Origin of the sequence: Arthrobacter sp. 35W (assembly GCF_000482545.1) — a bacterium.
Lineage (GTDB): Bacteria > Actinomycetota > Actinomycetes > Actinomycetales > Micrococcaceae > Specibacter.
Genome location: NZ_KI519454.1, coordinates 886,858 through 899,002, shown reverse-complemented (window position 1 = coordinate 899,002; position 12,145 = coordinate 886,858). Strand labels below are relative to the sequence as shown.

General features: G+C 69.8%; 10 protein-coding genes. 3 read left to right on the top strand and 7 right to left on the bottom strand.

Annotated elements, in window-relative coordinates:
- Positions 1–19: 19 nt before the first annotated feature.
- Genes K254_RS0103820 through dut form a run of 4 tightly spaced genes read right to left on the bottom strand, consistent with a single transcriptional unit; the run spans position 20 to position 2,440 of the window.
- Entirely contained in the window at positions 20–736 is a 717-nt protein-coding gene (locus K254_RS0103820) for a DUF3159 domain-containing protein (protein WP_026554262.1), read from the bottom strand.
- On the bottom strand, positions 737–1,078 hold the full coding sequence (locus K254_RS0103815) for an OB-fold nucleic acid binding domain-containing protein (RefSeq protein WP_026554261.1): 342 nt from the start codon (positions 1,076–1,078) through the stop codon (positions 737–739). It lies immediately after the preceding gene.
- 4 nt (positions 1,079–1,082) lie between these two features.
- Positions 1,083–1,862: a DUF3710 domain-containing protein gene (locus K254_RS0103810; protein WP_026554260.1), complete on the bottom strand. Its 780-nt coding sequence runs from the start codon at positions 1,860–1,862 to the stop codon at positions 1,083–1,085.
- A 59-nt stretch (positions 1,863–1,921) separates the two neighbouring features.
- On the bottom strand, positions 1,922–2,440 hold the full coding sequence (dut, locus tag K254_RS0103805; RefSeq protein WP_026554259.1) for a dUTP diphosphatase: 519 nt from the start codon (positions 2,438–2,440) through the stop codon (positions 1,922–1,924).
- A gap of 127 nt (positions 2,441–2,567) precedes the next feature.
- Here dut and K254_RS0103800 point away from each other — a divergent pair, with 127 nt between their 5' ends.
- Both K254_RS0103800 and sepH read left to right on the top strand, forming a co-directional pair.
- Positions 2,568–3,029 carry a DUF3093 domain-containing protein gene (locus K254_RS0103800; RefSeq protein ID WP_026554258.1) on the top strand — a complete coding sequence of 154 codons (462 nt, stop codon included), beginning with the start codon at positions 2,568–2,570 and terminating at the stop codon, positions 3,027–3,029.
- Between the two features lie 171 nt (positions 3,030–3,200).
- Positions 3,201–4,628: a septation protein SepH gene (sepH, locus tag K254_RS0103795; RefSeq protein ID WP_026554257.1), complete on the top strand. Its 1,428-nt coding sequence runs from the start codon at positions 3,201–3,203 to the stop codon at positions 4,626–4,628.
- 72 nt (positions 4,629–4,700) lie between these two features.
- Here the strand turns inward: sepH and K254_RS21615 are convergent, their stop codons facing one another.
- From K254_RS21615 to K254_RS0103780, 3 genes are all read right to left on the bottom strand, one after another.
- Positions 4,701–5,909, bottom strand: coding sequence for an alkaline phosphatase family protein (locus K254_RS21615; protein WP_035748962.1), 1,209 nt, complete (start codon positions 5,907–5,909; stop codon positions 4,701–4,703).
- A gap of 4 nt (positions 5,910–5,913) precedes the next feature.
- Positions 5,914–6,597: a DUF5998 family protein gene (locus K254_RS21610; protein WP_051388772.1), complete on the bottom strand. Its 684-nt coding sequence runs from the start codon at positions 6,595–6,597 to the stop codon at positions 5,914–5,916.
- A 69-nt stretch (positions 6,598–6,666) separates the two neighbouring features.
- Positions 6,667–9,342, bottom strand: coding sequence for a bifunctional acetate--CoA ligase family protein/GNAT family N-acetyltransferase (locus K254_RS0103780; protein ID WP_026554256.1), 2,676 nt, complete (start codon positions 9,340–9,342; stop codon positions 6,667–6,669).
- A 107-nt stretch (positions 9,343–9,449) separates the two neighbouring features.
- Between K254_RS0103780 and K254_RS21605 the strand changes: the two genes are divergently transcribed.
- Positions 9,450–12,143 (top strand): DNA gyrase/topoisomerase IV subunit A, encoded by a 2,694-nt coding sequence (locus tag K254_RS21605; RefSeq protein ID WP_231391738.1) that lies wholly within the window; start codon positions 9,450–9,452, stop codon positions 12,141–12,143.
- Positions 12,144–12,145 lie beyond the last annotated feature (2 nt).

Genomic DNA, 12,145 nt, shown 5'->3' with positions numbered 1-12,145 from the left:
ACGGGCGGCGGAGTCCTTGCTAGGAACCGGCGGTTGTCTCGCCGTCGTCGGCCTTCACTGGACGGCTGATGAGCCAGGCAACCCAGAGCCCCAGCGCGTACAGCGGAACACCCATGATCAGGCGCGTGGCGCCGAGGGCGTCCACCAGCCCGGCCAGGTACAGCGGGAACTGCACGGCCAGCCGCAGGGCCATCACACCCACGATGATCCACGTGGCCGCGGCATAGGCCCGGCGGCGTTCGGCATCGGCACGCCAGCGCAGGCCCTCATTGCGGGCGTAGCCGAACAGGAGCCCGATCACGGGCCATTTGACGAGGATGGACGCCACCATGGCCAGGATGTACCCGGCATTGGTGACGAAGCCCCACAGATAGAAGTTCTCCGCCTTGCCCGTGGTCTGCGCGAGCACTGCCGACACGGCGACGCCGGCGATGCCGGCAAAGGCCTGGGTGATGGGCGTCTTTTGCACCAGCCGGGCCACCACGAACACCGCGGCCGCCACCACGGAGGCCACCAACGCGGGCAGCAGCTCGCGGTTCAGGGTGAAGACCACCAGGAACACCAGGCCCGGCAGCACCGATTCGGCAATGCCGCGCCAGCCGCCGGCGGCCTTGAGGAGGTCGATGTGGCCCTCCTTGGTCCGCTCGAGCGCGGCCTTGGCCGCCAACTCCTGGGCCACGGAGGCCAGGGTGGGCTTCTCCGGCTGCGAAGGGGGTGTGGTGCTCGGGGTGCTCAACTAGGACTCCTGTTTGCCGATGATTTCATAGCGTGGATTGAAGATCGTGGGCAGCCCGTCGCGCATGGACACCATGCCCTCCAGGCGCAGCCGCACGCCCGGCACAATGCCCGGCACCCGCCGACGGCCCAGCCACACCAGGCGCACCCGGTGGTTCTCGCCAGCCTTGGCGGCGCCGTGGTCGTACTTGTCCCGGTCCGTGACGATGGCCGAAAACTGCGGCGCCAGGGCTGCCGGCAGGATGGTGACGGAGTCGATGAACCCACCGCAGACGGCGCGGCCCCGCACAGGGAGGTCGCAGATGGGCGTGGCCTCGGGCCACTTGTCCTGCGGGATGGCCATGGCTCTAGCCGATCTGGGTGATTTCCGGGCCGCGGCGGAAGGGCTCCCCGCCCTGGGCCGGTGCCGGATGGTCCGCTGCCACATGTCCGGTGGCGTCCGCCACGGCGTCCTTGGGCAGGCGCAGCGCCAGCAGATCGCGCGGGGGCAGCGGCGAATCGCCGCGGACGACGACGGTGGAGCGGTACAGCTGCTCCAGGTCGGCCGCCGCATCGCGGTCCATGGCGGCGGATCCGCCGAAGACCCCGCGCAGGAACCAGCGCGGACCGTCGACGCCGATGAACCGGGCCACGCGGTAGCCACGGCTGCCGTCGGCTGCCTCGGCGGGCAGCTTGGCCAGCACCTCCTTGCCGAAGGTGCCGTCAAGGGTTTCGATGCTGCCGCCCTGCGAACCCACGGACAAGCCGATCTGCTCGCGGATGTCCTCCCACAGGCCCTCGGAGCGCGGTGCGGCGAATGCCTGCAGCTGGAGGCTGGAGCCATCCAGGTCCAGCGTTACGGCGATGACGCGCTGCGTGCGCTCCTCCACCTCGAGGCGCAGCTGCAGGCCCTCGCGCGGGGTGATCAACAGGGCGCCAAGGTCCACGTAGCCATCCACGCCAGAGATCTCATCGGCGTCGAAGGGCCCGTGCACGGAGCGGTCGTACGCCACATCGGAGGGGTCCGCCGGCTGCAGCGGGCCCGGCGCAGCGGCGCCGCCGTCGGCTCCGGGAGCTGCGTTCTGCGCCTCTGCGGCCGCGTCGTCGTTCTGCTCCTGGCTGGACTTCTTGCCGAAACCGAAAACCATGTTGCCCTGTTCTCCTTAAGAGTTGTGTGCCATGCACGGACCCAAGGGGCCCGGCGCAATCAGCGGGGTGCGTGCTCGGACGTGAATCCGCCGGTGGAACCGAATCCGCCGGCACCACGGACGGAGTCCTCAAGGGCGTCCACGGCCACAAAGTGGGCGTGCTCCACACGCTGAATGACCAGCTGTGCAATTCTATCGCCACGGGACAGCACGATGCTGTGCGCCGAGTCCGTGTTGAGCAAGGTGACGGCGATTTCGCCGCGGTAGCCGGCGTCGACGGTCCCCGGAGCGTTGACAATGGTCAGGCCGTGCTTGGTGGCCAGACCGGAGCGGGGGTGGATCAGGGCCACGAAGCCAAAGGGCAGGGCCATCGAGACGCCGGTGGGGACCAGGACGCGCTCACCGGGAGCGATCACCAGGTCGATGCGGGTGCGCAGATCGGCGCCGGCATCCCCGGGGTGGGCATAGCTGGGGGGCTCGATTCCGGCGTCGAGCATCTTGAGCTCCACCACGAGGGTCGGGCCACCGTCATGCGGGGCGGAGGAATCGGCGGGCTGCGGAGTGTTCAGATCAGTCACAGCAGATCACTCTAGCCGGTGCACCTTGGCGCCCACGCCCGGCGCATTGCCGTGGTCTGGGTGGCAGCGGAGCTGCCCGGCAGGGGCCAAGGTGAAATCACCGGCGAAAGATGGAAAGCTTACGAGCATGTCCCAAGCCTCCCCGCAGTCCCCCGCCGCGCCCATCTACTCGGAGAAGCTCTGGCCGAACCCCTGGATCTGGCTGATCGTGGCCGGCCTCTCCGGCGCCGGCATCCTGGTCATGGCCCCCATCAGCATGATGGCCGGCTACCTGACCGCCGTAGTGCTCTTCGCCATCCAGGCAGTGCTGCTGATCACCTCCACCCCGCGCATCGAGGTCTCCGCGGACTCGCTCCAGGTGGGCCGGGCGCACATTGAGCGCAAGTTCATCGGCAGGGTGGAATCCTTCACCGGCGAGGACGCCACCGCCCAGCGCGGCACCAAGCTCAACGGGCTGGCCTATCTGTGCATCCGCGGCTGGATCAGTCCCGTGGTCAAGATCGAAATCACCGATCCCTCCGATCCGACGCCGTACTGGCTGGCATCCTCCCGCCGCCCCGAGCAGCTCAAGGCAGCACTGGCCTCCTAGATCCATCCATGGGCCGGCGCCGCACCCCGGTGCCGGCCTGCGGCCCACGGCCGGAAACACCCGCCAAAATCGCCGTGACAGCTTTACGCCACGCCTGCCCCGGTCCTAGGAAATCGACGCGTTCAATGGCAAAGTTTCGTCAGTGTACTACGAAACACTCTGGAGGGCTTGATGCAGGATCTACGGTTGGTGGGTGTCCACGACGATGGCGAACATCTGCTCCTCAGTGGAACCGGCGGTGAGATCTACCGGCTTCGCATCGACGAGGCCCTGAAGGTCGCGTCCTCCAGAACCCCCAACAGGGCCGCGTCGCTGCCCGCCAGCAAGGTGGGCACACGCCTGTCGCCGCGGGAGATCCAGACGCAGATCCGCGCCGGCGCCTCCGCCGAGTCCGTGGCCGCCTCCTCCGGACTGCCGCTGGCGCAGGTGCAGCGCTACGAGGGCCCGGTGCTGGCCGAGCGCGACCACATTGCCATGCAGGCGCGCCGCGTCCAGGTCCAGGCTGCCCTGCCCGGACATGACGGCTACCGGTCAGCCTTTGGCGAGAACCCCGCCAGCCTTGACGAAATGGTCAACCACCGCCTGGCCGCCTTTGGCATCGACCCGGCCACTGTGGTCTGGGACGCCTGGCGCCGGCTCGACGGCACCTGGGCCGTCACCGCATCCTTCGATCCCGGCCAGGGCGGTGCCGCCGCCAGCATTGGCGAGCCCGCACCGGCCCAGTGGATCTTCAACGCCAGCCGCCGCACCCTGGCCAACACCAACCGCTGGGCCCAGCAGCTCAGCGAGCTGGATCCCCTGGACGGGCCCGTGCCGGCACGCCGCCTCGCGGCCGTGGCGGACCGCCCCTTTGACATTGAGACCGACGGCGAGAACGGCGGCGTCCCCGGATCCGCCGGTGCCGCCGGCGCCGCCGGCGCCGCGTCCAGAGAAGCCGAACGTGCCAGCAGCCTGCTGGACATGCTCCGCGCCCGCCGTGGACAGCGCCTGGGCGTCGATGAGGACGAGGATGACGCTTTGGCACTGATGCTGGCACAGAGCACGCCCGAGGCCCCCATGCGCCCCTGGCTGGCCGCCGACGACGCCGCGGCACCCGCCGCTGGAGGCGCCCAGTCCACGGACGCCGCTGAAGCAGCTTTGGCCGAGCCTGGCACCGCCGACGAGGCAGCCGATGGATCAGCCGGCCCCGACGGCGGTGCCGACATCGCCGGGACAGCCGCCGTCGACGCCTTCCCGCAGGAGCCGACGGCCCGCCCGGCCCGCAGCTTCCCGCTGCTGAGCCTGGCGCCGCGGCTGCCCGAAGAGGACAGCAGCATTGCCCTGCACGAGGTCAGCACCGAGACGCGTGAAATCCGCATTTCGGCGGCTCCTCCGCTGGCACCGGTGTCGTCGTCGGTTGATGCCGAGGTGCCCACCACCACCGGACCGACCACTGCCGCCGTCGACGTCGTCGATGCGCCTCCCGCCGCAGACCTCCCCGGACCGGGCCCCGTTGCCTCCGAGGCGGCGGCCCGGCTGGAGCGCAAGCCCCCGGCCAAGGCAAAACGCTCCTCCGTGCCCAGCTGGGACGAGATCGTCTTCGGCACCAAGGGCGACTAACCCTTCATCTGTGCAACAGTAAACGCTCGAAACCGGCCGGTTTCGAGCGTTTACTGTTGCACAGATGAGTCTTTAGCGGCGTTTGCGGCCCGTGGCGCGGCCCGCCCCGGACACGGGGATCTGCAGCAGCGGCACCTCCCGCTCGGCCCGGGTGATCGAGCCATGCTGGCCCACCACCTCCAGCGCCGAGGGGTTCACCCTGCGCGTGTCGTAGAACGCGATCGGCTCGCGGGCGGCGATCAGCACATCACCGATCCGGCCGGCCACCTCGGGGCGCACCTCGGGGCCGAAGAAGCCCGCGGCAATGGCCTGCGCACGGGTGAGCACCCAGGCCTTGTTGCCGAAGCGGGCCAGCCAGGCCGCCACCAGGGCATCGCGGACGGCCTCGCCGGCGTCCGGCTCCAGGTACAGGTGCACCATGCGCGGCTCCCCCGCCGTGTGCCGCACACCGGCCACCAGCTCCGGGTGCGCGGAATAGTCAACGCGGGCGCTGGCCGCAACGTCCACCATGCCGTGGTCCGCCGTGAGCAGCAGCAGCGTATCGGCGGGCAGCTGTGTGGCCAGCCGCTTCACGGCGGCGTCAAGCTCTTCCAGCTGGTGCTCCCACTGCGCAGAACTGCTGCCATGGGCGTGCCCCGCCTTGTCCAGCTCGGCCCAGTAGAAGTACATGAGCATGTTCTTGTGCGCGGCCATCTGCTCCGCCGCCGCCTCGGTGCGGGCGTGGGCAGTGGCGGCACCGACGAAGGTGCTCCCGCGCAGGGCCGCCCGGGTCATGGGCGAGGAGGCGAACTTCGGCAGGCTGATGGTGGTGCTGGGCAGGTGCCCGTCCAGACGTTCAAACACCGTGGGGTACGGCTGCCAGCGCAGCGGATCCACCCCCGGGTCCCAATGGCCCAGCAGGTTGACCACCTTGTCCTGGTCCGGATCCAGCACGTCGTAGCCCACCATGCCGTGCAGTCCGGGCGCGACGCCGGTGCCCAGGGAGGTGAGCGAGGTCGCCGTCGTCGAGGGGAAGGCCGAGCTGATGGTGGCCGGATGCCGTCCGCCGTCGGAGCCCAGCACACCGCGCAGGAAGGGCGCGTGGGCGGCGCGCTGCTTGAGCAGCGCCTTGCCGAGGCCATCGACAAGCACCACGCAAACGCGCGGGGCGTTGGGCAGCTGCAGCGTATTGGCGAAACCCGGGGCGCCGGCGGCTGCGGCGCTGCTGGTCAGGACATCGGCAATGGACGCGTGGCCGTAGCCCGGGGCAGCCGGGAGCGCCGGCTGTGCATCAAGGGACATGGTCCTAGCGCCGCGACGATCCGCGGCCCAGACGGGCGCCAAAGGGGGGCAGCTTGGGCCGAACGTCCTCGTGGACGGCGGGGGCGGCCGCGCTGGAGGTGTTGGCCGCACGCAGCGCACGGGCGAAGGACTTGGCATCCTGGACCGCCTGCAGGCCATCGGCCTCAGCACTGATGCGCAGGGCGATGTCCTCCTGGGCAATGGTGCCGCTGTAGCCGTGGTCGGCATCGCACTGCGGATCAGCGCAGCCCGCCGGGCCCAGGTCCAGACGCTGGCCGCCGGACCACGCGATGGAGAGCGTGAGCTCGCGGACCGGGTCCGAGGGCTTGTAGTTCTGCGGCTGCGAGTACAGGTAGCTGAGCACCACAGAGCGGATCTGCGCCACGGGAACGGACTCCGTGGACACCTGCGCCACCATCTGCTCCCCCGCCTCATCCAACTGCTGGTCGTCCACGTGGGTGATCACCAGCATGTCGTGGGTGAGCACCAGCACGGTGATGTGGCGGTGCACCTCGGTCCTGTCGAAATGCGTCTCCAGGTGCACCAGGTGCGAGAGCGGTTCGCGGCCGTCCAAGGCGTCGTTGACCACATCGGAGACCAGCAGGGGGTAGAAGCCCGCGCGCTGCAGGGCAGCGTCCAGGGCACGCCCGTTGGTGTGCTGGTGGGTGGCAGCGCCGTAGGTGTTCATGGCCCCATTTTCGCAGATGCGCCCCCGCCGCGCGAACCGGCTTGTGGACAACCCGGGCGCCCGAGCGGTCTAGGAGATCATCGCCCGCCGCGCACTGTCGGTGCGCCGGGCCGGATTGGCGATGCGCACATCGGCGGACAGGATGGTCAGCGTGCGCGGACCCACCAGCACCGGGTTGAACTCCACCAGCGCCACCTGGGGATGCTCATCCTTCAGCAGCGCCACGCGGGCCACCAGATCCTCCAACGCCGCCACATTCACCGCGGGCAGGCCCTGGTAGCCGAAGAGCTTCCGGGCCGCCTGCGGCGAGCGGACCAGCTCGGCCGCATCCGCCGTCGAGAGCGGCGGCACACGGTGGGACCAATCGTCCAGAAGATTGACGGCGTCTCCGGCCAGGCCGAAGGAGACCACGGGACCCAGCAGGGCATCCTCGATGGCCCGCAGCGTGCACGACTGCCCCACCTCGGCCATGGTCTGCACCTCCAGGGCCACGGCACCGTAGGGGGCCAGGAGCTTGCGCATGCTGGCAATGTTGCGGCGCAGCGAGGCCTCGTCCTCAATGTTCAGCCGCACGCCGCCCAAGTCCAGCCGGTGCCGCAGGGCCGCATCGGTGGTCTTCAGCGCCACCGGCCAGCCCAGGCGCCCGGCCGTGGCGACGGCGTCGTCGTCGCTGGCAAACGGCACCGACTCCAGCACCTGGATGCCATAGTGCGCCAGCAGGCTCTGCGCCGCGCCGGCGTCCAGCGGCACCAGATCGTCCGCATCGACGTCGTCCATCAACGCCTCCAGCTCCGCGGCGGCAGCGCTCACGTCCACGCCGGCCGGCGGATCGAAGGTGGGCGCGGGCTGGGCCAGCCATTCCCCATAGCGGACGACGGCGGCGAGCGCGGCCACGGCGGTGCCGGGGTTTGAGTAGCAGGGCAGGCCGCCGGCCAGCAGCCCCTCCACGTGGACATTCGGGTCCAGGATGCCCGTGAAGACGGCGAGGATGGGCTTGCCGGCGGCCTGGGAACACTCGTACAGCACAGTGGCAATGGACTCCACGCTCAATCCGACGGCGGGCAGCAGCGTGACCACTGCGGAGTGGACGCTTTCACTGGAAAGCTGTGCCAGCAGCTGGCGGCGCAGGGCGGGCAGGGCCACGGACTGGCCGGTGTCCAGGGAAAGGTCCGCCACTATCGCCTCGATGCGCAGCCCGGCGGATTCGGCGGCGTCGGCCACCACGCGGCCCAGAGCCAGGGAGTTGCTGAAGACGACCACCCCCGGCCCGGTGGGCAGCGGCTGCCCGGCCACGATCTGCGCGACGTCCGCGAGCGCCTCCACGGTGGCCACGCGGATGACGCCGGCCTGGCGCAGCATCGCGTCCAGCGCCCCGGCGGGCGCCTGGGTGGTGCGGACGGCGTGCCCTGGCGGCAGGCGCAGCCCCATCATGTCCGACTTGGCCACGATCACCGGCTTGCTGCGGGCCAGCCGGCGCGAGATGCGGGAGAACTTGCGGGGGTTGCCAAAGGACTCCAGATAGAGGGCGCAGGCGCGCGTGGCCTCATCATCCTCCCAGTACTGCATCAGGTCATTGCCGGAGACGTCGGCACGGTTGCCGGCGGAGAGCATCGTGGACAGGCCCACACCGCGGCGGCTGGCGGCGGCATAGAGCGCGACGCCGATGGCCGAGGACTGGCTGAACAGCCCCAGTCCTCCGGGGCGCGGCATGGACGGTGCCATGGACGCGTTCAGGGACACCTCCGGCAGCGTGTTGACCAGCCCCAGGGACGCCGGGCCGACCACGCGCATGCCGTTGGCCCGGGCTTGGCGCACCAGGGCACGCTGGCGCGCGAGCCCGCGTTCGCCGTCGTCGGCAAACCCGGCCGTCACCACCAGCAGGCCGCGCACCCCCGCGGCCCCGCAGGCCGACACCACGGCCGGCACCTCGTCATAGGGGACGGCGATGACCGCCAGATCCACGGGCCCCGGCACCTCCGCGATGCTGGCATAGGGCATCATGCCGGCCACTTCCAGCGCCTCGGGGTTGACGGCGAACACGCCGCCGGTGAACCGTCCCTCCACAATGTGCTCCAGCAGCTGCTGGCCCACGCTCCCCCAGCGCCGGCTGGCCCCGATGACCGCCACGGAGCGCGGCGCCACCAGAGAGGCCACGCTGCGGGCCTCGGCGCGGTGCTCGCGGGATTCCATCACCGCCTTGGACTTCTCGGTGGGGTCGATGTCGAACGCGAGGGACACCACGCCGTCGTCGAAGTGCCGGTGCACCTCATAGCCGGCGTCGGAGAAGACGGAGAGCATCTTGCGGTTCTCCGGCAGGATCTCCGCGGTGAACTTGCTGATCCCGTTCTCCCGGGCGGCGGCGGCCAGGTGCTCCAGCAGAACGGACCCCAGGCCACGGCCCTGGTGCGGATCCGCGATGTTGAAGGCAACCTCGGCCTCGGCGGGATTGTCCAGGCGGTCGTAGCGGCCGACGCCGATGATCTCCCCGCCCCGGGTGATGACCAGCGCCACCCGGTCGTTGTAGTCAAGCTCTGTGAACCTGCGCACTTCCTTGGGCGTCAGCTTGGCCTTGAAGGTGAAGAACCGCAGGTAGATGGAGTTCTGCGACTGCGCCATGTGGAAGGCCTGCAGCCCCTCGGCGTCATCCGCCGTCAGCGGGCGCAGATGGGCGGTTGCACCGTCCCGGAGCACGACGTCGGCCTCCCAGTGGTGCGGGTATGCCCCGGCCTGTCGGTGATTCACCATAGAATCACTGTACCTACTTGATGCGCAGGCACCGCCCAGATGGGGTGCGCAGCAGGGACTCAGGTTTGATGGCAAGAATTCAATAGCAAAAGGACGCTTTACTCACCATGGCCAAACGGCAACCACCGGCAGAGGCGAACTTCACGGAAAACATCGTCGACATTGATGTGACCCAGGAAATGGAAGGTTCATTCCTGGAGTACGCCTACTCGGTGATCTACTCCCGCGCCCTCCCCGACGCCCGCGATGGGCTCAAGCCCGTCCAGCGGCGCATCCTCTACATGATGAGTGAGATGGGACTGCGCCCGGACAAGGGCCACGTCAAGAGCGCCCGCGTGGTGGGCGAGGTCATGGGAAAGCTCCACCCCCACGGCGATTCAGCCATCTACGACGCCATGGTCCGCATGGCCCAGGACTTCTCCCTGCGCCTGCCGCTGATCGACGGCCACGGCAACTTCGGCTCGCTCGACGACGGCCCCGCCGCCTCCCGCTACACCGAGGCCCGCCTGGCTGCCTCCGCCCTGTCCCTGACGGACAATCTCGATGAAGACGTGGTGGACTTCGTCCCCAACTACGACAACCAGCTGACCCAGCCCGAGGTCCTCCCCGCCGCCTTCCCCAACCTGCTGGTCAACGGCACCACGGGCATCGCCGTCGGCATGGCCACCAACATGGCCCCGCACAACCTCGGCGAGGTCATCGCCGCCGCGCGGCACCTGATCGAATTCCCCGAGGCCACCCTCGAGGACATCATGGGCTTCATCCCCGGCCCGGACCTGCCCACCGGTGGGCGCATCGTGGGCCTGGCCGGCATCCGCGACGCCTACGCCACGGGACGCGGCTCTTTCAAGACCCGCGCCAAGGTGGAGGTGGAGCAGCTGACCGCCCGCCGCACCGGTCTGGTGGTCACCGAGCTCCCGTACATGGTGGGCCCGGAAAAGGTGATCGAGAAGATCAAGGACGCCGTCACCTCCAAGAAGCTCGCCGGCATCTCGGACATCGTGGACCTCACCGACCGCAACCACGGGCTGCGCCTGGTCATCGAGATCAAGAACGGCTTCAACCCCAACGCCGTGCTGCAGCAGCTGTACAGGTACTCCCCCATGGAGGATTCCTTCGGCATCAACAACGTCGCCCTGGTGGACGGCCAGCCGCAGACGCTGGGCCTGCGGGAGCTGCTGCGCGTCTACGTGGCCCACCGCCTCAATGTGGTCCGCCGCCGCACCGCCTTCCGCCTGGGCAAGAAGAAGGACCGCCTGCACCTGGTCCAGGGTCTGTTGATCGCCATTGTCGACATCGACGAGGTCATCCAGATCATCAGGTCCTCCGATGAGACGGCGGCCGCCCGCGAACGCCTGATGTCCATCTACGACCTCTCCGAGATCCAGGCCAACCACATCCTCGAGCTGCGCCTGCGCCAGCTCACCCGCTTCTCCCGCATCGAGCTGGAGAAGGAGCAGGAGGAACTACTCCGCGACATCGCCGAGCTGGAGGCCATCCTGTCCTCCGAACCGCGCCTGCGTGGGCTGGTCTCCAGCGAGCTGGGCGCCATCGCCGACAAATACGCCACCCCGCGCCGGACCGTCCTGCTCGAATCCGAGGCCGTGTCGCCGTCGGTGGCCAAGGCCCTCGCCGCGGGAGCCGCCGCCGGCGTCAAGGGCAAGGCCGCTCCCCTCGCCCTGGAGATCGCCGACGATCCCTGCTGGGTGGTCCTGACGGCGTCGGGGCAGATCGCCCGCACCGCCAACGCCGAGCCCCTGGCGGAGACCGGCGGCCGCACCAGGCACGACATCTTCCGCTCCGTAGTGCGCACCAGCGCCCGGGCGGAGATCGGTGCACTCACCTCCCTCGGGCGCATGCTGCGCCTGCAGGTCGTGGACATGCCCCTGCTGCCGCCCACCGCGGCCCTGCCCAACCTGGCCGGCGGCGTCCCCGCCAAGGAGTTCATCACCCTGGCCAAGGGCGAGACGCTTATTGCCTTCGCCGCGTTGAACACGGTGCTGGCCGTTGGAACGGCCGACGGCGTCGTCAAGCGCGTCACTCCCGACTACCCGCTGAACCGGGACGACTGGGAGTACATCACGCTCAAGGGCAAGGACCGCGTCATCGGCGCCGCACCGGCGGGGGACGACGATGAGCTGGTGTTCACCACCGCCACCGGACAGCTGCTGCACTTCCCCGGTTCCGCCGTCCGCCCCCAAGGCCGCACCGCCGGCGGGATGGCGGGCATCAAGCTCGCGGCCGGCGACACAGTGATCAGCTTCAACGTCGTCTCTCCGAACGATCCCGACGCCGTCGTCGTCACCATTGCCGGTGCCACCGACGCCCTGCCCGGCACCAACACCGGCAGCGCCAAGGTCACGGCCTTCGAGGAATACCCGGCCAAGGGCCGTGCCACGGCTGGCGTCCGCGCCCACCGCTTCCTCAAGGGCGAGGACACACTGCTGCTCGCCTGGGCCGGCCACGGTCCGGCCAAGGCCAGCGCCGCCAACGGCGTCGTCCGCGCCCTGCCCACCGAACACGGCCGCCGCGACGGATCCGGCATTGCCCTGGCGCAGAGCATCGACATCCTCGGGCCGAGTGTGGACACCGGGACGGGATCGGCTGGTCCCGGCTCTTCGGGGCCGGGGTCCTCGGGTCCCGGGTCGACTGGTCCGGGTTCTGCTGGTCCGGGTTCTGCTGGTCCCGGCGGGCTTGACGGGTTTGGCGCCGGCTCCGGCAAGGCCAGGCCGACGGCGGCGCCGTCCGTCGTCGAGGCCGAGGCCTTTGGGCTGGACAACGGCCAGGGCGTGCTGCTCTAACC

Coding starts and splice junctions, on each gene's coding strand:
- K254_RS0103800 (WP_026554258.1), top strand. CDS start 2,568: ATGTCCCAAGCCTCCCCGCAGTCCCCCGCCGCGCCCATCTACTCGGAG.
- K254_RS0103810 (WP_026554260.1), bottom strand. CDS start 1,862: ATGGTTTTCGGTTTCGGCAAGAAGTCCAGCCAGGAGCAGAACGACGAC.
- K254_RS21615 (WP_035748962.1), bottom strand. CDS start 5,909: ATGTCCCTTGATGCACAGCCGGCGCTCCCGGCTGCCCCGGGCTACGGC.
- K254_RS0103815 (WP_026554261.1), bottom strand. CDS start 1,078: ATGGCCATCCCGCAGGACAAGTGGCCCGAGGCCACGCCCATCTGCGAC.
- K254_RS0103780 (WP_026554256.1), bottom strand. CDS start 9,342: ATGGTGAATCACCGACAGGCCGGGGCATACCCGCACCACTGGGAGGCC.
- sepH (WP_026554257.1), top strand. CDS start 3,201: ATGCAGGATCTACGGTTGGTGGGTGTCCACGACGATGGCGAACATCTG.
- K254_RS21605 (WP_231391738.1), top strand. CDS start 9,450: ATGGCCAAACGGCAACCACCGGCAGAGGCGAACTTCACGGAAAACATC.
- K254_RS21610 (WP_051388772.1), bottom strand. CDS start 6,597: ATGAACACCTACGGCGCTGCCACCCACCAGCACACCAACGGGCGTGCC.